The sequence below is a fragment of the Peredibacter sp. HCB2-198 genome (assembly GCF_045999315.1).
GTDB lineage: Bacteria > Bdellovibrionota > Bacteriovoracia > Bacteriovoracales > Bacteriovoracaceae > Peredibacter.
The window spans coordinates 182,508-204,762 of the sequence record NZ_CP174607.1; the positions used below are offsets into that span (position 1 = coordinate 182,508).

25 protein-coding genes are annotated in these 22,255 nt (G+C 40.8%); 13 read left to right on the forward strand and 12 right to left on the reverse strand.

The genetic code is table 11. From position 1 onward, the window contains the following. The first annotated feature begins 125 nt into the window (after nucleotides 1-125). Both ACJVC5_RS00980 and ACJVC5_RS00985 read left to right on the forward strand, forming a co-directional pair. Entirely contained in the window at nucleotides 126-3,698 is a 3,573-nt protein-coding gene (locus ACJVC5_RS00980) for a DUF1588 domain-containing protein (RefSeq protein ID WP_408097511.1), read from the forward strand. Between the two features lie 97 nt (nucleotides 3,699-3,795). Next, nucleotides 3,796-5,241, forward strand: a complete 1,446-nt coding sequence (locus ACJVC5_RS00985; RefSeq protein WP_408097512.1) for a DUF1552 domain-containing protein — start codon at nucleotides 3,796-3,798, stop codon at nucleotides 5,239-5,241. A gap of 4 nt (nucleotides 5,242-5,245) precedes the next feature. On the opposite strand, the gene ACJVC5_RS00990 is transcribed toward ACJVC5_RS00985, so the two are convergent. Continuing rightward, complete coding sequence (locus ACJVC5_RS00990) at nucleotides 5,246-5,608, reverse strand: DUF1428 domain-containing protein (protein WP_408097513.1); 363 nt, start codon at nucleotides 5,606-5,608, stop codon at nucleotides 5,246-5,248. A gap of 122 nt (nucleotides 5,609-5,730) precedes the next feature. Beyond that, nucleotides 5,731-5,931 (reverse strand): tautomerase family protein, encoded by a 201-nt coding sequence (locus tag ACJVC5_RS00995; RefSeq protein WP_408097514.1) that lies wholly within the window; start codon nucleotides 5,929-5,931, stop codon nucleotides 5,731-5,733. A gap of 460 nt (nucleotides 5,932-6,391) precedes the next feature. Between ACJVC5_RS00995 and ACJVC5_RS01000 the strand changes: the two genes are divergently transcribed. Then, nucleotides 6,392-7,330, forward strand: a complete 939-nt coding sequence (locus tag ACJVC5_RS01000) for a cyclase family protein (RefSeq protein WP_408097515.1) — start codon at nucleotides 6,392-6,394, stop codon at nucleotides 7,328-7,330. Between the two features lie 57 nt (nucleotides 7,331-7,387). Here the strand turns inward: ACJVC5_RS01000 and ycaC are convergent, their stop codons facing one another. Beyond that, nucleotides 7,388-8,017 (reverse strand): isochorismate family cysteine hydrolase YcaC, encoded by a 630-nt coding sequence (ycaC, locus tag ACJVC5_RS01005; protein WP_408097516.1) that lies wholly within the window; start codon nucleotides 8,015-8,017, stop codon nucleotides 7,388-7,390. A 98-nt stretch (nucleotides 8,018-8,115) separates the two neighbouring features. Here ycaC and ACJVC5_RS01010 point away from each other — a divergent pair, with 98 nt between their 5' ends. Then, nucleotides 8,116-9,015: a LysR family transcriptional regulator gene (locus tag ACJVC5_RS01010; protein WP_408097517.1), complete on the forward strand. Its 900-nt coding sequence runs from the start codon at nucleotides 8,116-8,118 to the stop codon at nucleotides 9,013-9,015. 33 nt (nucleotides 9,016-9,048) lie between these two features. Here ACJVC5_RS01010 and catB read toward each other — a convergent pair whose 3' ends face one another. Then, the gene (gene catB / locus ACJVC5_RS01015; protein ID WP_408099264.1) at nucleotides 9,049-9,687 is read right to left on the reverse strand and encodes a type B chloramphenicol O-acetyltransferase; all 639 of its coding nucleotides are present in this window, start codon (nucleotides 9,685-9,687) and stop codon (nucleotides 9,049-9,051) included. 16 nt (nucleotides 9,688-9,703) lie between these two features. Further along, a complete protein-coding gene (locus tag ACJVC5_RS01020; RefSeq protein WP_408097518.1) occupies nucleotides 9,704-10,084 on the reverse strand; it encodes a GFA family protein in 381 nt (126 codons plus the stop codon). 117 nt (nucleotides 10,085-10,201) lie between these two features. On the opposite strand from ACJVC5_RS01020, the gene ACJVC5_RS01025 reads away from it, so the two are divergent. Beyond that, the gene (locus tag ACJVC5_RS01025) at nucleotides 10,202-10,834 is read left to right on the forward strand and encodes a dihydrofolate reductase family protein (protein WP_408097519.1); all 633 of its coding nucleotides are present in this window, start codon (nucleotides 10,202-10,204) and stop codon (nucleotides 10,832-10,834) included. Nucleotides 10,835-10,837: 3 nt separating this feature from the next. Here ACJVC5_RS01025 and ACJVC5_RS01030 read toward each other — a convergent pair whose 3' ends face one another. From ACJVC5_RS01030 to ACJVC5_RS01040, 3 genes are read right to left on the reverse strand one after another with little or no spacing between them, the layout of a single operon-like run. Beyond that, nucleotides 10,838-11,281: an SRPBCC family protein gene (locus tag ACJVC5_RS01030; RefSeq protein ID WP_408097520.1), complete on the reverse strand. Its 444-nt coding sequence runs from the start codon at nucleotides 11,279-11,281 to the stop codon at nucleotides 10,838-10,840. Nucleotides 11,282-11,301: 20 nt separating this feature from the next. Beyond that, nucleotides 11,302-11,652, reverse strand: coding sequence for a VOC family protein (locus tag ACJVC5_RS01035; protein ID WP_408097521.1), 351 nt, complete (start codon nucleotides 11,650-11,652; stop codon nucleotides 11,302-11,304). A gap of 20 nt (nucleotides 11,653-11,672) precedes the next feature. Next, complete coding sequence (locus tag ACJVC5_RS01040; protein ID WP_408097522.1) at nucleotides 11,673-12,020, reverse strand: GFA family protein; 348 nt, start codon at nucleotides 12,018-12,020, stop codon at nucleotides 11,673-11,675. Between the two features lie 102 nt (nucleotides 12,021-12,122). On the opposite strand from ACJVC5_RS01040, the gene ACJVC5_RS01045 reads away from it, so the two are divergent. The 3 genes from ACJVC5_RS01045 to ACJVC5_RS01055 are packed head-to-tail and all read left to right on the forward strand — an operon-like array spanning nucleotide 12,123 to nucleotide 13,551. Then, complete coding sequence (locus ACJVC5_RS01045; protein ID WP_408097523.1) at nucleotides 12,123-12,605, forward strand: GNAT family N-acetyltransferase; 483 nt, start codon at nucleotides 12,123-12,125, stop codon at nucleotides 12,603-12,605. A gap of 17 nt (nucleotides 12,606-12,622) precedes the next feature. Continuing rightward, a complete protein-coding gene (locus ACJVC5_RS01050; protein WP_408097524.1) occupies nucleotides 12,623-13,030 on the forward strand; it encodes a GFA family protein in 408 nt (135 codons plus the stop codon). After that, nucleotides 13,027-13,551 carry a GNAT family N-acetyltransferase gene (locus tag ACJVC5_RS01055; protein ID WP_408097525.1) on the forward strand — a complete coding sequence of 175 codons (525 nt, stop codon included), beginning with the start codon at nucleotides 13,027-13,029 and terminating at the stop codon, nucleotides 13,549-13,551. Before ACJVC5_RS01050 ends, ACJVC5_RS01055 begins: the two co-directional genes overlap by 4 nt. Here ACJVC5_RS01055 and ACJVC5_RS01060 read toward each other — a convergent pair. Beyond that, entirely contained in the window at nucleotides 13,541-14,389 is an 849-nt protein-coding gene (locus tag ACJVC5_RS01060; protein WP_408097526.1) for a class I SAM-dependent methyltransferase, read from the reverse strand. The genes ACJVC5_RS01055 and ACJVC5_RS01060 overlap by 11 nt on opposite strands. 157 nt (nucleotides 14,390-14,546) lie before the next feature. On the opposite strand from ACJVC5_RS01060, the gene ACJVC5_RS01065 reads away from it, so the two are divergent. From ACJVC5_RS01065 to ACJVC5_RS01075, 3 genes are all read left to right on the forward strand, one after another. Then, nucleotides 14,547-14,870 (forward strand): hypothetical protein, encoded by a 324-nt coding sequence (locus ACJVC5_RS01065; protein WP_408097527.1) that lies wholly within the window; start codon nucleotides 14,547-14,549, stop codon nucleotides 14,868-14,870. A 45-nt stretch (nucleotides 14,871-14,915) separates the two neighbouring features. Then, nucleotides 14,916-15,821: a polysaccharide deacetylase family protein gene (locus ACJVC5_RS01070; RefSeq protein ID WP_408097528.1), complete on the forward strand. Its 906-nt coding sequence runs from the start codon at nucleotides 14,916-14,918 to the stop codon at nucleotides 15,819-15,821. Between the two features lie 74 nt (nucleotides 15,822-15,895). Next, complete coding sequence (locus tag ACJVC5_RS01075; RefSeq protein WP_408097529.1) at nucleotides 15,896-16,999, forward strand: calcium:proton antiporter; 1,104 nt, start codon at nucleotides 15,896-15,898, stop codon at nucleotides 16,997-16,999. On the opposite strand, the gene ACJVC5_RS01080 is transcribed toward ACJVC5_RS01075, so the two are convergent. Together ACJVC5_RS01080 and ACJVC5_RS01085 are read right to left on the reverse strand one after the other, a co-directional pair. Then, entirely contained in the window at nucleotides 16,996-17,643 is a 648-nt protein-coding gene (locus ACJVC5_RS01080; RefSeq protein ID WP_408097530.1) for a thiopurine S-methyltransferase, read from the reverse strand. The genes ACJVC5_RS01075 and ACJVC5_RS01080 overlap by 4 nt on opposite strands. A 132-nt stretch (nucleotides 17,644-17,775) precedes the next feature. Beyond that, nucleotides 17,776-19,968, reverse strand: coding sequence for an OsmC domain/YcaO domain-containing protein (locus tag ACJVC5_RS01085; RefSeq protein ID WP_408097531.1), 2,193 nt, complete (start codon nucleotides 19,966-19,968; stop codon nucleotides 17,776-17,778). A 180-nt stretch (nucleotides 19,969-20,148) separates the two neighbouring features. On the opposite strand from ACJVC5_RS01085, the gene ACJVC5_RS01090 reads away from it, so the two are divergent. Continuing rightward, nucleotides 20,149-20,871, forward strand: coding sequence for a DUF5602 domain-containing protein (locus tag ACJVC5_RS01090; RefSeq protein WP_408097532.1), 723 nt, complete (start codon nucleotides 20,149-20,151; stop codon nucleotides 20,869-20,871). 10 nt (nucleotides 20,872-20,881) lie between these two features. Here the strand turns inward: ACJVC5_RS01090 and ACJVC5_RS01095 are convergent, their stop codons facing one another. Then, nucleotides 20,882-21,679 (reverse strand): zinc-dependent peptidase, encoded by a 798-nt coding sequence (locus ACJVC5_RS01095; protein ID WP_408097533.1) that lies wholly within the window; start codon nucleotides 21,677-21,679, stop codon nucleotides 20,882-20,884. A gap of 94 nt (nucleotides 21,680-21,773) precedes the next feature. On the opposite strand from ACJVC5_RS01095, the gene ACJVC5_RS01100 reads away from it, so the two are divergent. Beyond that, nucleotides 21,774-22,202 carry a hypothetical protein gene (locus tag ACJVC5_RS01100; RefSeq protein ID WP_408097534.1) on the forward strand — a complete coding sequence of 143 codons (429 nt, stop codon included), beginning with the start codon at nucleotides 21,774-21,776 and terminating at the stop codon, nucleotides 22,200-22,202. Nucleotides 22,203-22,255 lie beyond the last annotated feature (53 nt).

Here is a 22,255-nt window from a genome sequence, read left to right on the forward strand (position 1 = left end):
TAGCCCTGCTCACTTCCTGTACGCCGATGGGAGAGAAAACCGAATTGGATTTTAAGAATAGTTTTACTCCTCCAAAATCCAATAATAATTCGCAGACAGCAATGGAAGTATTAGCTGAGAATTGTATGAGTTGCCACCAAGCTGATTCTGGTAGGGCCTTTATAATTTCCAGCAATTCAAAAGTTGAAGACTTCATCGACCAAGGTATGATCGTCCCTGGGAAGTCGGCAGAATCACTTTTAGTACAACGAATGAAATTTTCAAATGGCAGCAATGCGAACATGCCATTACAGAATATTCAGTTTTCCAGGGATGATTATAATAAAGTCGTTAAATGGATTGATGGCTTAGCAGTAAACAATATCCCTAAGCCACAGATCACAATTCAGTCCCCTACTACAAATTCATCTTTCAAAAGTACGGTAGTCGTTAAAGGAACTTGTACTTCAGATCTCGAGATTGAGATCACATCGGGAATTACATCTCTGGGAATAGTCGGATGTATCAATCAGCAATTTGAAAAAGAACTAACAATTTCGGGTGCTGACGGTTCGAAGGTGATTAAACTTTCTCAAACCAATGAGATTGGGGAAAGTGCAGAGGCCAGTGTCACTCTCATTAAAGATAATGTGGCCCCGGTTATTCAAGTCATCCAACCTGTGGCAAATGCAACGGTTTATGAGAACACAGTTCAACTCACAGGTGTTTGTGAAGCATCGTTAAATTTACAAATAACCTTCGCACAAACCCAAAGAAGCATCATTTGTCCAGACAACGGAAGGTTCACTGACTCTTTAACAGGTATCGATACCGATGGTGAGAAACAAGTAAGACTTCAGCAAACAGACAGAGCGGGGAATTCAACGACATTTAATACGAGCTTTGTTAAGGCAACTAGAGCTGCAGAGGCCCCAGTCATTAAGATTACTTCTCCCATGTCTGGATCATCATTTCAACAAAGCGTGACCGTTGCTGGTAGTTGTGAAGCGAATATCCAAGTCGTGGTATCAGGAGATGTCGCTGCTAACAGTAGCTTCACATGTCCTTCAAACGGACAATACAGCAGAGCTCTGACATTAAATTCTCCAGATGGGTTAAAGAACTTGACCCTTCAGCAGACAAAAAATGGCATCGCAGCTCAAGCAAGTTTATCTGTATACCGAGACACTCAAAGACCAGCATTGGCTATCACATCGCCAGCGAATTTAAGTTTTACTCGCTCTTCATTAACTGTTTCAGGTAATTGTGAAGTCGGATTACCAGTCGTGCTCAGTGCCACGGGACTCGCCAACGTCAATGTCACTTGTACTCAAGGCCAGTTCTCCCGTGCCCTTGTTTTAACTTCTGCTGATGGTGTTAAGTCCATCTCTGTTACTCAAACAGATGCTGCACAAAATGCAACAACTTCAACTGTCTCAGTTACATTAGATACCACTCCCCCATTAATTACCCTCAGTTCTCCTATGGCCAATGCAACAACGATTGCAACCAGTGTAGTTGTATCGGGGACATGTGAACAAAACCTTGTTGTAAGAATCTCTCAATCAACTTACGCAGCAACGGTAAACTGTACCAATTCGGCATTTAATACCACCTTCACGTTTACATCAGGTTTAGGTGAAAAGACGATCTCGGTGACTCAGACCGATCAGGCAGGTAATACCTTCGAGCAATTAGTAAAGGTAACTAGAATCGGCGACAGTAACAATTATGCCGCTTCGGCACATGAAGTTTTAAAGACCAGATGTATTGGATGTCACTCAGCCGGATGGGAGACTCAACTCAATAATGCGAGTGACCTTCAACAGCTCGTTTCATTACAGAAGATCATTCCTGGGGATCCTGAAAAATCACCCGTAATCATGAGAATGTATTTTGGACCGAATCATTCAAACAATGCTGTAAGCAAAATGCCTCCCGTAGCCTCTCAAGAATATCAGGGCTTCAACATTCATGAATATCAGGCCGTCTACAATTACATTACCTCAATTAAGCCAGCTCCTGGCACAGGGAATGACACTCCATTTGTTTGTGATACAAATGCAGCACCATCCCTTAATCCTTTGAAACGTCTCACTAAGATTCAGTACACTAATACTCTTAGAGATCTTCTCAAGCGTGCATTCACAACTACGGTTGTCGACAGTATAATGTCCAATTTAGCGGTTCCACTAAGTACGATTCCAAACGACGAAGCAAAACATGACTTCCCAGGATTAGACAATCAAGTGACAAGCTCACACATAGGCGGACATCTGGATGTGGCAATCGCTTTTGCCCAAGAAGTGACTTCTACTAGTTCTCGCCTAACAACATTTGTTGGTGAAGCTTGCGCTGAAACTTATTCAGACGTTAACTGTAGAAACCGCTTTATTGATCGTTTCGGACCAATTGTTCTAAGACATCCATTAACTGTCGAAGAGAGAGATAAATTTAGGGCCGATGCAACTGCTCTGAGTTCTTATGCTGATCTCATTGCAGTTTTTCTAATGGAGGCTGACTTCCTTTATCATACCGAATTCCGTGGAACACCCATTGCAGGGAATGAAACTCAGCTAAAGTTAACTCCGCATGAATTAGCAAACAGAATATCTTATCTCTTTTTCCAGTCTATGCCAGATACTGACTTAAGGACCGCTGCAGACTCAGGTACGATAACCACACAATTCGAGACTGTCGTAAACGCCGCCTATACCCGTGCCCAAACTAAAACCTTCGCCTTTTCTAATACTACAAGAAACTCTTTCGGCCATTTCATTAACGGCTGGCTTCAATTAGATGAAATTCCAGCTATGCAGTCCTTGAATGCCTCAAGCTTGAACGCGACTTTAGGTATCACTTATCCTAATAAGAACACCGCTCTTCCAAGTAATATGGACTTATCTGCATTCCGCTCTGAACTCCTTCAAGAAATGATGGATATGTTTAACTACTACTCTTATGAAGGCAATGGAGATGTCTATGATCTTCTGACTTCAAATGTTTCATTTGCTAAAGGTCAGAATTTAGCAAAAGCATATGGAGTAACTGCCTGGAACGGAAGTACATCCAACTTGGTCACTTTTCCAAGCACTGAGAGATCTGGAATTTTGACTCGCGCCGGATTTCATTTTCATGCTGGTATCTTGTCCAGACCGATTTTGAAAGGCGTTAAAATCATGAAAAAGATCTTATGTGAGGACATCCAAGCTCCCGCCAATAACACTGCTCCAGAGGGTGTCGTTATAGAAGCAGACTTTACTGTACGTGAGAAGACCCATGCTCTCACCCAGATTGAGGGTACATCGTGTATTTCATGTCACCAAAGAATTAATCCACTAGGCTTTGCTACAGAAGACTATGATGTTTTTGGAAGACACAGATCAGTAGAACATATCATTGATTACGCCGCTGGCTCTACCATCGCTGTAAAAAACGTTGATGCCTCGGCAGTTCCTCAAATCAACATTTCAGATACAACTTCCGTCTCTGGAGGTGTTCAATTATCAAAAATCATCGCCGACTCAGGTAAGGCAGAAGCTTGTATCGTGAGAAACTTTCATAAATATACATACCGCCAAAAAGAAAACCTTTCAAAAGATGCATGTAGTTTGGAGTTTATGTATCGCGAACATAAAACGAATGGCTTGAAAGGTATGATGACGGGTGTAGTGCGCTCTCCAGCTTTTTCTGTTCGATACCATGATGGTGAAGAATAAATAAGGAATTAGAATGAAATATGACAAAATATCAAGAAGACATTTTTTAGTCGGATCAGGCGCATTCGCTTTAAGCCTCCCCTACCTTGTGTCATTAATGCCAAAAGCTCATGCTCAGAGTTTACCTAACTCTAAATTCCTTGTTTTTTTAAACACTCCTCATGGTGGCCTTAATGAAGAATATTGGGCCCCTCGAACTTTTCCTACGGGAGTAAGGAAGCAGTTCAATGCCGGAAGCCTCTATGGTCAAATCCAGTACGCGCGACTTCAGGAAATAGCGACTACTAATGGATTAACAAGTATGTGGCAGTCCTTTATCAATCCTTACTTAGGCAAAATGAACATTCTGGAAGGATTCGATATCCCCTTTTACATTGGACATCACCGAGGATTACTAGGCACCTATCATAACTCAGATCAATTAACTGCAAGTGATATCGATGCAACTAAATGGGACTCGCTCGATTATTTCCTTTCAAAATCGACGGCCTTTGATAGTTCAGGAACTCACCCTTTAACTGTTTTGCCAACCGGTGAACAACAATCATTCTTTTATAACTCAACTGGTATGGTGAGGTGTCCGACTGCTCCTAACACTGCTCACGCCCTCTTCGCTTCTTTATTTGGTAATCCAACTCAGTCCACAAACCAAACAGATCCAGCGCTTCTAAAAAAGAAATCCATCATTGATCGAGTTTTAGGATCCTATAATAGTGTCGTCGGTAGTGCCTATGGTGCAGGCAAACGCATCAGTTATAATGACAGGCAGATGCTCGATGAGCACTTAACTGGACTGAGAGAACTAGAAGTTAAAATTAGTAACCAAATGGCGCCACAGTCGACTTCATGTACTCAGATCACTCGGGATCCGAATAATGTAAGTATCCAAATGACTTATGCTTCCTACAATATTCCAAATGAACAGGTTAAATGGGACATCATCTCTGATATTATCGTAAACGCCGTGAGATGCGGGTCTTCCCGACTATTTAGCGTTCCTTTGGAGCCTTGTAACACCTTTCCTGTAAATGACTTCCATGAAGAGATCGCACACCAGCATAGAACTGCAAGTGTCCAGGACAAAGTACTCAGCAATTACCGCAATAGCGCGCGCGATATTTTCACCACAATTGTAAAAAAACTGGATGCGGCCCAAGGTCTTCAGGGAGGATCGGTCCTTGATCAAGGTCTTGTAGTATGGAGTCACGAAAGTTGTTCATACACACATGAATCTTTTAATATGCCAGTCGTTACTGCAGGAAGCGCCGGAGGATATTTTAAAACCGGCCACCATGTTGACTTCAGAAACCCCTCTAAACCGATGTATGGACAATGGGGAGATTCACTTGGTAATGCGGGAATTCACTACAATCGCTGGTTAGCGAATATTGCCATGTCGATGGGGGCCAGTCCAAGTTCGTTCGAGAAAAATAACCAAAGAGGTTATGGACCGTTTGGAGCCAAATACCGAATCGGAACCAATGGCAGCCATAGAGAACAGCTAGGAGATCTTAGCAGTCCCCTGCCGTTCATTGTTGCTTAGCTAGTTACTTGGCCTGGACTAGCGTCTTAAACTTACCTGTGGTGAATCTTTTCATATCAAATGGCATGTTTTTAAAATTCTCTGGCTTCATGCGTGGATCACTATGAACTTTCTTATTCACCTGCGCAGCATGAGCTTTCGATTTGTAAATAATAAAAGCAAAAATCACCGTCTCATCAGACTTCAACTTGCATAATTTTGTGAAGGGAATTCCGTAAGGAAGGTCAAGAGTTTCCCCCACACACTCGTAGTAATCAAGAGCACCATGCTCCATCCAAACTTTACAACCAATCGTTGCCATCTTTTTATATGCTTTTAAATCTTTCTTTTTGATTGGAATGATAAAACCGTCAACGTATCGTGCCATATGTCCTCCCTGTTTTATGTTCTTTGCAGAGATAATTATGACAAGAAGCTCGAAAGTCATCAAGTCGGACTAACATCACAAATTTGCAATTTCTATCTCTTAGATTGCGCTTTCACTCAGCTTCATTTCTTAAGCTTCTTCCAATCATCGGTAAGCATGCCTTCAAATCCCCAATCCTCTTCATTAATCTCTTGGATGACGATATGAATATGTTCAGGCTTTTTTCCTAGCACATTCACTAAAGAATCTGTCATGTCTTTAACGATCTTGGCCTTTTGTTCTCTAGAAGCACCCTTCGTGATTTGTACATTGATATATGGCATGGTCTTTCCTTGAAAGTTAAAATTTTGACCTGATTTTTAAACTCTTGCCAAGTGATTTTTCGTCAAATCAAGCGCACTAATCTTTTTATAGGCCTTATAAAAGTTATTTTTTACACTAAGCCAGTTCGGACGCATCATTTACTTTCGCAAGAGAAAGTAAGCGCTTTGATCATTTTTCTTCAATGCGGGGCCAAAGCCCTTCGAAACATCTGTTATAAAAAAATTTCTTTTCAAGGAGTTTGCTTGAGAACCTCTTGGCCACTCCTCCAGAGATTGATTCACAATCAAATTATAAAGATTGTTCTGAGTAGCATTAAATAGGCATTATTTCATGCTCACCTCACTCATAGGTGGGCCTTCATTATTGACTCCAAAGCAACAATAATTTGCTGAGCAGGGACTTAATAAGCACCCCCAACTGCCGTAAATTAAGTAGAGATTTGCAAATCAGGAGGACGAAATGAAATACTCAAAACTTTTAATTTTCTCAGGAATTTTATCCACTTCTTTATTGGCCTCAGCTGAGACAAATTGGTATCCATCAAAATTTGGGGCACAAGATCAGATTGGGGCCGCTAACTACTTAAGCCCCGAAATAACTAAAGATGCAGCGAGGCTTGTGACGACGGGAAAATCCTATTCACTTGGAGTTGATGTGAACAAAGATATTCCAGCTTTCCGTCACCGTAGTTTTAAACTTTATATGACTCAACCTAGCCAACAAGCAGGACAGACAGAAGGAAAAAATAAGTTTACTTTCAATGATGAACTTATCGAAACGTGGCTGGGAGTGGGAACACAAATTAATGGTCTGGGCCATATTGGTATCGATAATGTTTACTACAATGGACATAAAGCAAAAGACATTGTCACTATGACCGGTCTCACCAAACTTGGTCTCGAACATACTCCACCGATTGCGACCAGAGGTGTGGTTTTAGATATGACAGCTCACTTTAAATCTAAGATCGTTAAAGAAGGAACTGTCTTTACTGTAAAAGACATTGAAGAGGTCCTCAAAAAACAAAGAGTGGAAATTAGAAAAGGTGATGTGGTACTTTTTCATACCGGATGGCTAAATCTTGTTGGAAAAGACAATGATCGCTTCTTAAAGGGAGAGCCCGGTATTCATTTAGAGGCCGCCCAGTACCTGATTGATAAAGGTGTTGTTGCAATTGGCTCTGATACTTGGGCTTTGGAGGCCGTTCCTGCTCCTAAAGGTGCCGGCGTTTTTGAAGTGAATCAGCTTCTTATTCCAAAAAATGGTGTGTATGTTTTAGAGCTTATTAATAGTGCCGAACTCATTAAAGACAAGGCCTTTGAATTCTTCTTTGTCCTTGGTCAACCTAAATACACAGGGACATCACAGTCCATTATCAATCCCATTGCAATACGATGAGCTTTATCGTCACAATAATAAGGCCACTTTCTAAGAGTGGCCTTACTTAATAAACGATTACTTCTTATTAAAATAATTATAGCTCGTAATAAGGTTTCGATAGGCAGGGAGGTGGTTGGAAAATAACGTTCCTAGACCTTCGATATCGTTTCTCCAATCACGGTGAAGCTCACAAGTAACCGCAAACCATGACATCAATTGGACCCCAGCTTGAGACATACGATCCCAAGCGGCCTTTTGAGTCGTTTGATTAAAAGTACCTGAGGCATCAGTCACAACAAAGACTTCATATCCAGCTTCAACGGCAGATAAAGCTGGAAATGCCACACAAACTTCAGTTACGACTCCCGCTATCAAAAGTTGCTTTTTTCCAGTTGCTTTAACGGCCTTAACAAAGTCTTCGTTATCCCAAGCATTAATTTGACCAGGGCGAGGAATAAAAGGAGCATCGGGATGGGCCTCTTTAAGTTCTGGGACTAGCGGACCATTTGGTCCATTTTCAAAACTAGTTGTCAAAACTACCGGCAACTTAAAATATTTTGCAGCATCTGAGAGAGCTAAAACATTATTCTTAAATTCATCTTGAGAAAAATCCCCCACAAGAGAGATAAGACCTGCCTGGTGATCCACTAATAATACCGCGACATCGTTCTTATCAATTCTTTTGTACTTAAATTTGTCACTCATAGAACCTCCTGATATAAAAAGAATATCCCTATCCTAGGCGACCACTTAAAAAATGATTAGCCTATAAAAGGATAAATGACTTTTCAGCCGGATGAAAAATGGACCTTATCGATTTCAACGAAATTAATATCTTTCTAAAGGTTGTTCAGTACAAAAGCTTTTCTAAAGCGGCCAGCAATCTTGGGTTACCTGTTTCTACTGTAAGTACGAAAGTGTCTTCTCTTGAAAAAAGACTCGGCACCACTCTCCTTCAAAGAAGCACTCGGAAGTTAGTTTTAACGGAATCAGGTGTTTTATATTTCAATCAATGCATGGAAGGGTTTGAACAAATCCATCAGGCCGAGAAATATGTTCATTCCACTCAGTTAGAGCCTCAAGGTAGGATTAGAATCACTGCCCCGACATTTCTTGGTAGTACTTTATTACCAGATATTATCACTGAGATGTGTGATAAATATCCGAAGATTAAAGTCGAGCTGATGCTTTCTGACTATGAAATCGACATTATTTCTGAAGGTATTGATATCGCAATTAGAGCTGGGGAGCTTAAAGATTCTTCACTCATCGCTAAGAAGCTAGGGGATGCTTATTTCATGCCTTTTGCATCGAAAAAGTTTCTAAAGGAGCATGGCTTACCAAATCATCCGAAAGAACTTTCCGCATATCGCTGTATCGGTTTTCCTCCACTCGGGAAAAATGAATGGTCCTTCTTTAATGAGAAATCAAAAGTTAAAGTTCCAATTACAGAGTCCTTAACAGTGGACGAATTAAATCTCGCTGAGGCGTTGGCCCGCAATCATCAAGGGATAGCCCTTTTGCCAAACTTTGTGTGTGATAAAAAGTCTTATCAGGAAGATCTGATCCGTGTTCTTCCTGAGTGGAAATCAAGCCATAGACCAGTTTATTTTGTCTACTCTGCTCAAAAATACTTATCACCCAAGATTAAAATCTTTATGGAGATTGCTGAGAAGAAACTAAGACCAATCATTAGTAGATAACCAAAGCACTAAGGTAGTTTGTAGTTTAATCTTCTAAGCTTTTAGGCCCTGTCTCTTCCAGTATGCATAAAGAGATTTAACACTTTTCTCTGTCATTAATGGCATGGCATTTTTCAAGAGGTCATCACTCCAGTCCCACCATTTCATTTCCAGCAATAAAGCGATCTCTTCATCTGAAAATCTTTTGCGAATTAACTTCGCAGGATTCCCTCCAACGATCGAGTAAGGTTCAACGTCTTTCGTGACAAGTGCCCTACTTCCTACAATTGCTCCATGCCCGATTTTCACACCAGGCATAATCATTGCTTCCGAGCCAATCCAAACATCATTTCCTACCACGGTATCACCCATTGCTTCGTAACCATTTTTAGCGCCATGGAAGATTTCAAATTCGGGCATAAAATGAAATGGGAAAGTTGAAACCCACTCAGATTGGTGTCCCTGGTTGCCGGCCATTATAAAGGCAGCGCCAGAACCAATTGAACAAAAACTACCAATGATGAGTTTATCTACATCATTTCGATCGGGCATGAGGTAACGAGCACAATCATCAAAGGAATGCCCATGGTAATAGCCGGAATAGTAACTGTACTTACCTACGATTATATTAGGATTTGTAACTTGATCCGATAAAAGTTTTCCTCTAAAAGGACTTTCAAAATAATTTTTCATAGCATTTACCAATTCCTTATTTTTTTCGATCCGCAGGATGATTAATACCATCCATCACTGGAACATCTTTAAGCTCAAAAGGATTGACTCCTTCTAAGCATGCGATGTTGAATCCAAATTGAGTCGGATTCGATCGTCTTTGATGGTGAGTATAGATTCCGCATATAGAGCAGAAGTAGTGTTTGGCCGTCATTGTATTGAACTGATAAAGAGTGAGTTTATCTTCACCTTGAAGGATTTTTAAATTTTCTAAACTTACAGAGGCCGCAATTGTCCCTCTCATTCTGCACATCGAGCAATCACACCTTCTTGGATTTTCTAATCCATTAGGAAGATGTAGTTCAAAAATAACGGCCTTACAATGACATGAAGCTTTGTGGATCTTGTTAATTTTCATGCTTGAAATTTAGCACATCATATAAGATTTTCGCTATCAATCATTAATATTCGGCCTTTGCCTTGCTCATGCCATCACACATATACTAAGTAATAATTGATGTCCAAGGAGAGAAGGATGAGAAAGATCATCGTCGTCGAATTCATTAGTTTGGATAATGTTATTCAGGCCCCAGGTGGTCCAGAAGAAGACACTTCGGGACAATTCAAATACGGTGGTTGGCTTCCTCCTTACGCTGATGAAGCTTTAGGTAAGGCCTTAGAAATCACTTATGGACAACCATACGATCTCTTATTGGGACGAAAAACTTATGATATCTTTGCTGCTTACTGGCCTCAAATTGCTGCAAAGACCGAAGGCGTGAATGAATCCGATCGCAAGTTTGCCACGGAATTCGATGCTTGCACAAAATATGTGGCCACTCATTTCTCAGATACGTTGAAATGGAAAAATTCTAAATCTCTCGGAGCAGGTGTTGCTCAAGAAGTAGAAAAATTAAAGAAATCTGATGGTAGAAACCTTCTGGTGATTGGAAGCTCAAAATTAGTTCATACCCTACTCGCCCACGACCTAGTAGATGAAATGCACCTCATGATGGCACCTATTGTTCTTGGAAAAGGGAAACGTCTCTTTGATGAGAATAGCACGCCTGCGGCCTTTAAGCTGACACGTTCAGCGGTTTCAAAGACAGGCATGCTTCTCATGCATTACACCCGTGAAGGAGAGGTCAAAACAGGCACTTTTGAATAAGCCTTACTGATTAATTTCAGGCTCAACTAATTGGGCCAGTTTAATGAGTGATTCCTGCCATCCGAGGTAGCACATCTCGCTTGGAATCATATCCGGGATGCCTTCCTGCTTAATACTTAATTCTGTTCCACAAGAAACTTCCTTAAAAGAAACAGTCACAGTCATTTCTCCGGGAAGATTTGGATCATCAAATTTATCTTTGTAAATGAGGAGTTCATTTGGCTTGATTGCTGTAAATGTTCCACTCCACGAATGCTTCTGCTCATTCGTAAAATTCGTGAAAGACATTTTGTAATTCCCTCCCACCTTAAAATCAAAAGAATGGACCTGACAGATGAATCCAAAAGGCGGGAGCCATGTGGCCTTGGCCTCTGGATTTGAAAAAGCACGGAAGACACGTGAAGCGGGAGCTTTAAGGACACGATGAAGGTTTACCGTATTTGTCATAGGATTCTCCTAAAAGGTTCTCAAGAGTGAGAAAGAATATTTACCAACTTCCCAAATGGATCTCGCACAAAAAAGCGTCGTACACCCCAAGGTTCATCTGCAATATCATATTCAATTTTGAACTTGGCCCTTTTCATTTTTTTATAGGCCTCGTCTACGTCATCAACTTCAATGGATAGATCTGGAACCGGGGCCCCGGATCCTCCTTCTTTCATAATACTGATCTGTACAATGGACTTCGTATTAGAGCCATAGGTAGAGATCCATCCAAGGTCCATTAATGAATCTAAACCCAGAACCTTCTCATAGAAGCGTTTGGCATCTTTAATCTTATTGGTCTTAATATTAGCTACGATGCGTTTTACTTTCATAAGTTCTGTTCACAATCAAATTAGTGGCTTTTCCCATCAAATTCAGTTGTTGGTAGATTCTTAAAATCGAAATCATCAAGGCATCTTAGATTAATTGAAACCATCTTCGTTCCATCTGGCATAGTTCCTTTGCCAAAAGAACTTACCCCACATTTTTTACAGAACATATGATGAATGACTTTCTTATTGAATTGATAATCTGAAAGGTCGGATTCACCTTTCAGAAGCTTAAAATTTGCTTCAGGAGCAAAAGCAAGAATATGACCTTTCTTGGAGCAGATTGAGCAATTACAAGTGATTCCTGAATCAATCTTGGTCTCGACTTCATACCGAATATTACCGCAATGACATCCACCTTGATATTTCATAAGCTTCCTCCTAAATGCCTATAATTCTATGCTAGGTAAGTTCAAGATACAAAGTTGTTTTTCCTCACAAGTTCATGCAAACTAATCACAGGAGCTTGACCCATGATGATAAACGTACGCCGCGCTCTTCATTCAGATGCCCAAAACATTATCGACTCTCATGTACGGTCCATTCGAGAAATTTGCTTCAAAGATTATACCCCTGAACAAATTGAGGCCTGGGCCGGCCGAAAATTTAAACCTGAATTATGGTGGCAGACGATTGATCGAGATTACGTCTGGGTAGTTGAAGTTAATTCTCAAGTCAGAGGATTTGCTCATCTCGCATTCATGGATAAAGATACCGCTGAAGTATTAGGACTTTACCTGGCCCCTGAGGCCAAAGGTCTAGGAGCGGGGAAAACACTATTTAATATTTTGAGGTCAGAGGCCAAATCACAAGGTGTTAAGAAGCTACAACTTCATGCTACGCTTACTGCTAAAACGTTCTATGAAACTTTTGGTTTTATACAAACGGCAGGACTCGACAGTGTAGAAATGCGTGGCGTGGACATTCCTTGTGTTCCCATGGAAGCCATTCTCTAAATAGAAAGAAGGTCATTATGTATTCGGGGTCTTGTCTCTGTGGGAAGATAAAGTATGAAGTTGTTGGAGACTTTGAAAGTTTTTTTCTCTGTCACTGTAAATACTGTCAAAAAGATTCTGGCTCGGCCCATACGGCCAATCTTTTTTCAACAACCGCATCCTTAAAATGGATTTCAGGCAAAGACACAATTAAGACTTTCAACCTTCCAGGCACCAGACATTCAAAAAGCTTTTGCCCAGAATGTAGTTCGGGCATCCCTGCTCTCCAAATGGAAGGCAAATTACTCGTAGTTCCTGCAGGAAGCCTAGATACTCAAATCGGAATGAAACCTAATGCTCATATTTTTTGTTCAAGCAGAGCAAGTTGGGATCATGACATGGAATCACTCGATCAGTTTGAAACATTTCCCCAAGGCCAATTATGATTCTTAAAACAGATAGATTAATTCTTCGTAATTACGAACCGGCCGACTGGGAACGCGTGCATATTTACGGCTCTAATCCTGATTTTTCTAAATATGAAGTATGGGGTCCGAATACTCTTGAAGATACTAAGAAGTTCATTGCTGACATGGTTGAACAGTCAAAGGCCAGTCCGCGCTATAAATTTGAGTTTGCCATTTGTTTAAAGGACAACGGATTGCTTATTGGTGGTTGTGGAATTCGTCGTGAAACTGAAATGAGTCAGGTGGCGAACCTTGGTTGGGCCATCAATCCTGATTTCCAAAATAAAGGTTATGCAACAGAAGCGGCCAAGGCATTAATAGATTTTGGCCTTGATCAACTAAATCTCGCAGTCATGTATGCGACTTGCGATACCCGCAACATCGCCTCATTCAAAGTCATGGAAAAACTTGGAATGAAACGTGTTGGTATGATTAAGGGTCATCTCGAGATTAAAGGCCATAAGCGAGATTCTTATCGCTATGAACTTCCTAAGTCATAACCACTAAAAATTCTTCACCACTTGAAGGTTGAAGACCATCCGGCCGACCAGCAAAATATTTCTTAATGATATCTGTCCTTGAAACATGTTCCACATTCTGAAGGCCCGCTTCTTTCGCGAGCTCCAGTGCCTTGGAGGGTGAAAACAGACTTAAAAAAGGCGTACCGGCGGCAGCGGTTCGCTCGATGACCATTTCGTAAGGTCCACGATCTTCTGGTTCCACTAAATCAGGCGGTAACATAAATGTCATAGCAAAAGTCGAACCGGGAGCGAGTGTCCCGATCTTTCGTAGTGTATCCATGTTCGCCTCTCTCGTAAGGTACATAGACACCCCGGTTGAGACAACATAGGCCGGTTTATCAGTTTGAAACCCACTCTCTTTTAATTTTTCAAGCCAAGATTCGCCGGATTCAAAATCAACTGAAACAAGTTTTAAATAACCTGGAACACCATAGCCAAGGTCTATTAAACGTTGTTTTTTCCAGGCCTGAGTTTGAGGTTCATCAATTTCAAAAATCTTAATCTTTGAAGCGATATCAGGTCTCCGTTGAGTAAACGTATCGAGACCAGCTCCAAGGATCACGTACTGACTTACTCCTTGATTTATTTTTTCTAATAGTAAATCTTCAATGAAACGAGCACGCCCTACAATAGAAGCTCGATACCCCCGAGTCCCCTGAGGATGCATATCTCCCCGCTGCTTCCAGCTTTCATCTGGGGCCACTAGTTTTAAACCAATTTCATCTTCAAATATAGGAGATGCATCAACCTGAGCATGCATGGCACGCCAAAGAGCGACTCTCACTGCTGTATGATCCGGAATCGTGATTTGCTTCATTATAAACCTCACCTTTATGCTATACTCACATCCATAGAAATGCCAAAGTCTTCGAAAAATTCGAAAACAAACTGACTAACTCAATTTCCGCATTAAGAGCGTCTTTACATGAAGCTCTGCTCACTTTCATTCTTTCCTCACAATCAAGGAGGAACCTATGCATACAATATTGAGAGTAACAATGAATGATGTGAGCATGGCAAACAGTGCAATCGAATCCGGTCGTCTTGGTCAAATCATTCAAAAAGTTTCTGACCTTATCAAGCCTGAAAGCTCTTTCTTCTATTCTGAACAGGGCCATAGAGCAGGAATTTTTGTTTTTAATATGACAGACTCTTCAATGATTCCCTTAATCGCGGAACCATTTTTCACAGAACTTAATGCCAAGGTTGAATTCATGCCCGCTATGGATGCCAAAGAATTGGCCAAGGGACTCGATTCTTGGAGCAAACAGGCCCCGATTCATCAATCATTAAGCTAAGACACGATTTTTGCCATCCTGAAGGTTTAGTCATAAACTTTCAGGATGAAATACATCCTTTGCTCCATTCTCTTGATTCTATTTGTCCCACTGGCCACTGCCGCAGAAGTTAGCTTTACAATTGATGATCCCGGTGTTCAGTCCTCAATGGGTATGACCCATCTTCAAGTGGGAGAACGCATTCTTAAAACACTAAAAGATCATCAGCTGAAAACGATTCTTTTCGTTTGCGGAATGAGAATTGATAGTGATGAAGGGAAAAAGCTTCTTAATTTATGGGACAATGAGAATCATGTTCTCGCCAACCATACCTATTCCCATAAAAACTATAATAACCAGCTAACAACTTTTCCCTTCTTTAAAGATGATGTTTCAAAGAACGAAAAAATTATTAAAGACTATAAAGGCTTTAAAAAATTCTTTCGTTATCCCATGCTTAAAGAGGGAGATACGATAGAAAAACGTGATGAATTTCGCTCTTTTTTAAAAAACAATGGTTATGCAGTTGGACATGTAACCATTGATGCCTCCGATTGGTACATCAGCCTCCGCTTAGTTGAAAAATTAAACAAAAAAGCGGCAGTAGATTTAAAGACCTATAAAAAATATTATTTAGACCACATTTGGGATCGAGCTCAATACTACAATAAACTTTCGAAAGAGCTCCTTGGGAGAGAAATTAAGCACAATATTCTCATTCACCATAACCCTCTTAATGCTTATTTCTTAGGTGACCTCATTACGATGTTTAAAGAGAAGGGCTGGAAGGTCATTGATGCTCAGGAGGCCTTCAAAGATCCTGCTTATGCACTCTCACCTAAAAATATTCCAGCGGGAGAATCGCTTCTGTGGGCATTGGCAAAAGAAAGCGGAAAATACGAAAAAACTCTTCGTTACCCAGCTGAAGACGGCGAATACCAAAGAGAGGAAATGGACAAGCTCGGTCTATAAAATTCGTTACGACACATTGAGAATTTATTCTTTGACGCTTTCTTATTAGAATGCAGCAATAAAATGAGGTCTCAATGTCAGAAGCACAGTTTCAGCTAAAGTCTATTTTCCAAACTAAACATCTTATCCCTTTGCTGGCACTGCTTATCCTGATCTTCCTTAAAAGTTCATCCGAAATGAATCTCATCTATTCACTGGTGGCCCTGGCACTTCTTGGTATTTCCGTCATGACCTCAGTTCACCATGCCGAGGTCATAGCCCATAAAATTGGGGAAGGTTTGGGAACACTGGTTCTCGCCCTTTCTGTAACCATCATTGAAGTTGGTCTTATTCTCTCACTCATGAGCCTAAAAGGACCTGATGCAAGTGTTCTCGCCAGAGACACTGTATTTGCCGCCGTTATGATTGTTACTAACGGCATTGTGGCCCTCTGTCTCATTTTAGGTGGAATTAAATTTCGTGAGCAAGAGTTCCAGGTTCAAGGGTCGAGAAGTCTTTTGGTGGTATTGATCGCACTCTCATTTTTGATCTTTGTCCTTCCAATTTACTCCTCGGCCGAAACAAGTTCCTTTTCTCCCCTACAAGGCATCATCATTAGTGCTATTTCACTTATTCTTTATGCCTTATTTATTATTTTCCAAACCAAGACGCATAAAGGTTACTTTGAACCAACAACTGCCAATATCAATGTGGTAGATGAACAGGCCCATGATGAAATCACTAAGGCCGAAGCATGGCTAAGCTTTGCGTCTCTTTGTATTAGTCTTATCGCGGTGATTGGTCTCGCCAAACTTATGTCGCCTACAATTGAAAACTTTGTGGTGATGTTAGGGGCCCCAAAATCATCGGTAGGTCTCATTATCGCGACCATCGTTCTTTTGCCTGAGGCCTGGGCAGCTGTAAGTGCCGCCCGAGCGAACCGACTTCAAACAAGTCTTAATCTCGCCCTTGGATCAGGGATCGCAAGTATTGCGCTTACAATCCCCGTAGTTATTGGCTACTCGATTATTACTAATACAGAACTTATTTTAGGAGTCACACCTAAGAACTTGGTCTTCATGGCCATGACTTTTTCAGTGGGAATCATTACTCTCGGTACAGGTAAGTCTACCCTACTTCAGGGTGCCGTCCATGGCGGAATTCTGACTGCTTATTTTTTGATGTCTTTCGTTCCTTAACGAATTTTCTCGAGGACATAAACATTCTCTTTAAGGAAATCTAACGTCGAGAACTTTGGTCCTTCACGATCTGGAGTCGCTGTCTCTAATAGCTTGATCGAAAACTGATCTTCATACAGAGAGCGGATTTCATTCAAATCAATACTGAATGGAGGCCCACTCATTCTTGATTGATCATACTCATAAACCACAAGGAGACACTTCCCGCCTTTTTTAAGGGAGCGTTTGATCACATTCGCATAGTCTCTTCTCATGGACTCCGGGAGGGCCACAAGAGCAGCACGATCATAAATAAAGTCGTAGGTCTTGCCTTCACTAAGTTTAAAAAAATCACCTGCACTTAGAAGAATGTTCTCGTGCGTATAATTGGTGAAATGTTGATCCTGATCTTTATTGAATGAAAGATTATTATCAGAAAAGAACTCCTGAACGGCCTTCTCATACAACTCAACGCCATGAACTTTAAGACCTTGGCCCCCCAGCCAGAGAAGATCTTTTGTTTTGCCACAAAGAGGAACAAGAATGCTTTGGCCCTTTTGAGGATTAAACGCAGAAAAGTTATTTAAAAGTCTTTCGTTGAAGGCCCCTCTGTGAAATCCTGTTCTTCCTTCGTCCCAAGCGGAAATCCAATACTTTGCTTCCATAAGAATCCCTTTTTATAAGTCTCTTAAGTATAGCTAGTTGGTCGGAGGATGATAATTGCTTATTTGGAATTAATATTGATACTCCACGAGTATCAAATCCTTATAGGATTGCATTAACTCACTCTAGATCATCTAGAGTGAGTTCGCGTAAAAGCTTCTTTTTGCTTTCTGCAGCTTTTGATAACTTTCTACAAACTTGATGTGCTTTTCTATGCCCTCAAGCTCTAAGTTTGTCGCTTGAAGACCATAAAACTTAATTTCCCCTGACACACTCTTTGTCACAGCATCCATGACCTTCTCGCCATACATTCGAGTAAGATTTGGAAGATAGTCATTAAGCTCAAGTTCATCATTGATCGTGATATCAAGCACAACATTCAGGGCCTGATAAAACTTCTTTCTTTCAGGAAGACTGTTGCTGAAAGTCGTCAAATTCTCAACCAGTTCCTTGGCCTCTCCATACTTTTTAAGACTCAAATAACTAAGTGCCTTTAACTCACCGATTGTCAGTTGTCCCCAAATTGAATTTTCATCAAAGGCCACACCGATGAGTTCAGCAATCGTTGTATAGTTATCAATCTCGCTTTCTTCTAATCTCTTTATAAGATTCTTAAGGGACTTATTATCCAGTGAGTGAAGATTTAAAATGTCTTCGCGGAAATCCAGGGCCTTATTATGATTGTCCCAAATAAGTTCTTCTGGCGAATAGATCTCAGAGTACCCAGGAACAAGAATCCGAGTGGCCTTGGCACCCAGCTCTTCATAATCCGCAATATAAACTTCTTTTTCCATCTCTTTTAAAATATTCATGAGATGGTTAAACTCTTGCTCTGTCGAGCCAGAGAAGTTCCAATCAGCGAATTCATAGTCCGCCTTCTCGCTGAAAAACTTCCAAGAGATAACACCTGTTGAATCAATGAAGTGGTCAACAATGTTATTATGCTCTCTTACTGCGAACTCATTAAATGTTGGAGGGATAAGATCATTCATGCCCTCAAAGCTTCGACCTTGAAGGAGTTCAGTAAGGGTCCTTTCAAGTGCGACTTCAAAATTCGGATGAGCTCCGAATGAAGCAAAAACTCCCCCATTTCTTGGGTTCATCAGAGTCACGTTCATCACTGGAAAACGTCCACCAAGAGAAGCGTCTTTCACCAGGACTGGAAAGCCCTGCTCTTCGAGCTTTTGAATGCCTTCTAAAATTTTTGGATAACGGGCCAACACTTCTTTCGGAACATCCGGAAGACAGATCTCATTTGAGATGATCTCATTTTTCACGGCACGCTCAAAAATTTCCGACAGGGCCTGCACACGGGCCTCATAAACAGTGTTCCCGGCGCTCATCCCATTACTTACATAAAGGTTTGCGATTAAGTTAACTGGGACATAAACAGTCTTCTTATCGGACTGACGAATGAATGGAATAGCACACACTCCACGATCTTTATTCCCGGAATTTGTGTCATAGAGATGAGAAAGTTTTAGCTCCCCATCGTTGCTATAAGTACGTAGGAAGTTCTCATCCATTAGGTCTTTGGGAATCGAATCCTTCGGTCCGGCCTTAAACCATTTCTCATTTGGATAATGAACGAAATCGCCGTCCGCAATTTCCTTACCTAAGAAATAATCACTATAAAAATAGTTTGTACTGATTCTTTCAAGATACTCACCCAATGCCGAACAAAGGGCCGCATTTTTTGTGGCACCCTTACCATTGGTAAAACACATTGGAGAATCAGCATCACGGATATGAACTGACCACACGTGAGGAACAGGATTTCTCCAAGAAGCAATTTCAATCTTGATGCCAAGACTCTCAAGAAGTCCTGTGAGTTTTATAATTGTATCTTCGAGAGAAGAGTCCTTCCCAATGATCATGGTCTTCGTTTCAGTTGTTCCAACGTGTTCAAGAATAAGATTTGAATCTTTTCCTAAAACATCTCTCGGATTGATCTTAAAGCCTGGATTGTTTTGAATCACACGCTTCACTGTACAGCGATCCATGGCCTTTAAAATGCCTTCACGATCGTGCTCAGAGATACTGGCCGGCAGCTCAATCTCGATATTAAAAATTTGATTATAGCGATTTTCAGGATCAACAATATTGTTCTGTGTAACTTTAATGTCATCTGTTGGGATGTCACGAGCGACACAATACACTTTTACAAAATAAGCTGCGCAAAGTGCTGATGAGGCCAAGAAATAGTCGAAGGGACTAGGGGCCGTGCCATCACCTTTGTAGCGAATAGGTTGATCTGAGATGACTTTAAAATCATCAAAACTGGCCTCAAGTCTGAGGTTTTCTAAGAATCTTACGTTTACTTGCATAGGCCCACAAATACCATTTTCGGTATGGTGTTAACAGTAAAAGGCCTTTCAATCTGGTAATTTTTACGCGCTAAGTGGCTTATTTCCTTCCCGGAGTTCAGGTAGACCTCGTTTTACAGATTTAATTGGTATTCCGATTGCAAGATTTCCTCCGTTTTAAATTCAATTCGGAGGAAATCTATGTGGTTAAAGTTTTTAATTCTCTTGGTTGTCTCCCATTCTGCATTTGCTTCCCAAGAGTTCTGGGGCAAAAAAGTCTCCGTTGGGAAAGGTTATGCCAGAACATTTGCCTCGTTGGATAAGGACGGAGGACTTAAGGAAATGGGAATTGTTATTTCCCACAAAGCATTAGATGGATTGGGCCATATGGATAAATCCTATGAACTCCCTCTCCCTAAAAAAATCTCTATTCCACCCTACAAATTAGTTACATTGGATTGGAACCCGCATGGCCACGAACCCGAGAACGTCTACACCCTGCCACATTTTGATATGCATTTCTACTTCATTACAAAGGCACAACGAGATCAAATCAGCTGCATGGATGCTGATGCGGCCGTTTGCACAAAAGAGATCCCTTCTAAATACCTTGTAAGTAATTATGCCCCAACTCCAGCTGGAGTTCCAAAGATGGGATGGCATTGGGTAGATCTGCTTTCGGGTGAGTTTAACGGCGAAAAATTTACGAAGACTTATATCTATGGTTATTACAACGCAAAACCTATATTTCTTGAACCGATGGTGACATGGGAATACCTAGCGTCCAAAACTAATGGTTCTCAGAATCTGCGTCTGCCAAAGAGTTTCCCACAGTCAGGATATTATCCAAAAAAGTTTAAAGTGACTTATGACAGTCAAAAAAAACTTCACAAGATTGTCTTAAAGCATTTCAAACGATTCTAAGACTATTCAGCTAGACCCATTGACTTGGGTCTAGCTGAAAGTAATTTTTGTATAGTCCGTAGATCTCAGGATGATTCTTGCTCAGCACTTGTGGACGAGTAAAAAAGTACTCTGTCACAACTGCAAAGAATTCCGCCTCATTAGTTGCCCCATAGGAATCAATGTCTGATCTCTTATGGTCCATCACTCTTTTGCGAAGATTAATGAATTCCTTACCCATGACCTGGGCCCATTTATCATAGTTTCCATTTCTTCCCAATTTAGGGGTTCCGTCAAAACTTCCATCTTGCTGATCTAACTGATGAGAGAATTCATGAAAGACCACACTTGAGCCTTGAACGATTGAGTTCCAGGAAAGAACAATGGGCCCTCGCTTCCACGCTTCGCCTAAGCGAGCACTATGGGTCGGCAATCCTGTGATAGAATTAACCGGATTGTCTTTCGGAATAAACACATCCTCCATAAGATAAATGTTTTTGAGACCGGGATAAACGTCCCCATCAATATTGGTGATCATGAGACATGCTTCGGCGGCCACTAATAACTTCATTTCATCAGTTATAATGAGATCACCAACGGCATTAAAAATTTTGTCTTCTAAAAAGTATAGAATCTTGGTTTGGAAACGCTTTCTCTCTTCAGTCGTTAAGAACTGATATGGACGAAACCTCGACAGCATTTTCTCGTATTGTTCAGGAAATGGTGTTTTTGACATCTTCTCTAATCTTCGCTGAACGCGAAGTTTACGGAGCTTCAAGAAGCTCAAGTAAACAACAAGGGGAACACCAAACAGCAAAAGAAATTTCAAAAATAAATCCATGGCACCACTAATTAAGTATTATCTAATTTAAATCCATGCAAAAATATTATCTAAGATTTCCGATAATGCTATAGGACCAATGATGAAATACTTGCTTGGATTGATTTTGTTTGGCGGCTGCGCTTCTTATCATAAAAAAGAACTACCTCCTTTTGATAAAACAAAAATCTGCTCAGATGCATCACTCGCACAGTATAAAAAGCCTCACAAAGTCGCCTCCCATCATTCTTCGCCTGAAGAAGTTGAGTCTAAAATGACGGCCATCAAACCAGATATTCAAAGCTGTTACCAAACTGACATTGAAAGGACAAAGAACGTAGAGGATTTTCATCTGTGTCTGGTCATTAATTATGATCCTAAGGGAAAAATTCAATATTTCGAATTCTCAAATCGGAACATGACTCTTTCTTCGGAACTTCTTGAATGTTTATCTAAAATTAAAACAAAAAATGAAATACAAGGGTTAAAGAACGTACTCGTCCTTCAACCAGTTCGCATGCACGTAAAATAGTTTTTGCCGCAACTCATGATTGACCCGCGCCTTTTAAACAATCGTATAAGATG

Excerpts from the sequence above, each read along its gene's own strand:
- ACJVC5_RS01100 (WP_408097534.1), top strand. The coding sequence starts at position 21,774 with ATGAAATACTTGCTTGGATTGATTTTGTTTGGCGGCTGCGCTTCTTAT.
- ACJVC5_RS01000 (WP_408097515.1), top strand. The coding sequence starts at position 6,392 with ATGAAATACTCAAAACTTTTAATTTTCTCAGGAATTTTATCCACTTCT.
- ACJVC5_RS01020 (WP_408097518.1), bottom strand. The coding sequence starts at position 10,084 with ATGAAAATTAACAAGATCCACAAAGCTTCATGTCATTGTAAGGCCGTT.
- ACJVC5_RS01010 (WP_408097517.1), top strand. The coding sequence starts at position 8,116 with ATGGACCTTATCGATTTCAACGAAATTAATATCTTTCTAAAGGTTGTT.
- ACJVC5_RS01045 (WP_408097523.1), top strand. The coding sequence starts at position 12,123 with ATGATGATAAACGTACGCCGCGCTCTTCATTCAGATGCCCAAAACATT.
- catB (WP_408099264.1), bottom strand. The coding sequence starts at position 9,687 with ATGAAAAATTATTTTGAAAGTCCTTTTAGAGGAAAACTTTTATCGGAT.
- ACJVC5_RS00995 (WP_408097514.1), bottom strand. The coding sequence starts at position 5,931 with ATGCCATATATCAATGTACAAATCACGAAGGGTGCTTCTAGAGAACAA.
- ACJVC5_RS01050 (WP_408097524.1), top strand. The coding sequence starts at position 12,623 with ATGTATTCGGGGTCTTGTCTCTGTGGGAAGATAAAGTATGAAGTTGTT.
- ACJVC5_RS01030 (WP_408097520.1), bottom strand. The coding sequence starts at position 11,281 with ATGACAAATACGGTAAACCTTCATCGTGTCCTTAAAGCTCCCGCTTCA.
- ACJVC5_RS01075 (WP_408097529.1), top strand. The coding sequence starts at position 15,896 with ATGTCAGAAGCACAGTTTCAGCTAAAGTCTATTTTCCAAACTAAACAT.
- ACJVC5_RS01090 (WP_408097532.1), top strand. The coding sequence starts at position 20,149 with ATGTGGTTAAAGTTTTTAATTCTCTTGGTTGTCTCCCATTCTGCATTT.
- ACJVC5_RS01085 (WP_408097531.1), bottom strand. The coding sequence starts at position 19,968 with ATGCAAGTAAACGTAAGATTCTTAGAAAACCTCAGACTTGAGGCCAGT.
- ACJVC5_RS01035 (WP_408097521.1), bottom strand. The coding sequence starts at position 11,652 with ATGAAAGTAAAACGCATCGTAGCTAATATTAAGACCAATAAGATTAAA.
- ACJVC5_RS01040 (WP_408097522.1), bottom strand. The coding sequence starts at position 12,020 with ATGAAATATCAAGGTGGATGTCATTGCGGTAATATTCGGTATGAAGTC.
- ACJVC5_RS01055 (WP_408097525.1), top strand. The coding sequence starts at position 13,027 with ATGATTCTTAAAACAGATAGATTAATTCTTCGTAATTACGAACCGGCC.
- ACJVC5_RS00980 (WP_408097511.1), top strand. The coding sequence starts at position 126 with ATGAGTTGCCACCAAGCTGATTCTGGTAGGGCCTTTATAATTTCCAGC.
- ACJVC5_RS00990 (WP_408097513.1), bottom strand. The coding sequence starts at position 5,608 with ATGGCACGATACGTTGACGGTTTTATCATTCCAATCAAAAAGAAAGAT.
- ACJVC5_RS01025 (WP_408097519.1), top strand. The coding sequence starts at position 10,202 with ATGAGAAAGATCATCGTCGTCGAATTCATTAGTTTGGATAATGTTATT.
- ACJVC5_RS01070 (WP_408097528.1), top strand. The coding sequence starts at position 14,916 with ATGAAATACATCCTTTGCTCCATTCTCTTGATTCTATTTGTCCCACTG.
- ACJVC5_RS01065 (WP_408097527.1), top strand. The coding sequence starts at position 14,547 with ATGCATACAATATTGAGAGTAACAATGAATGATGTGAGCATGGCAAAC.
- ACJVC5_RS01080 (WP_408097530.1), bottom strand. The coding sequence starts at position 17,643 with ATGGAAGCAAAGTATTGGATTTCCGCTTGGGACGAAGGAAGAACAGGA.
- ACJVC5_RS01060 (WP_408097526.1), bottom strand. The coding sequence starts at position 14,389 with ATGAAGCAAATCACGATTCCGGATCATACAGCAGTGAGAGTCGCTCTT.
- ycaC (WP_408097516.1), bottom strand. The coding sequence starts at position 8,017 with ATGAGTGACAAATTTAAGTACAAAAGAATTGATAAGAACGATGTCGCG.
- ACJVC5_RS00985 (WP_408097512.1), top strand. The coding sequence starts at position 3,796 with ATGCCAAAAGCTCATGCTCAGAGTTTACCTAACTCTAAATTCCTTGTT.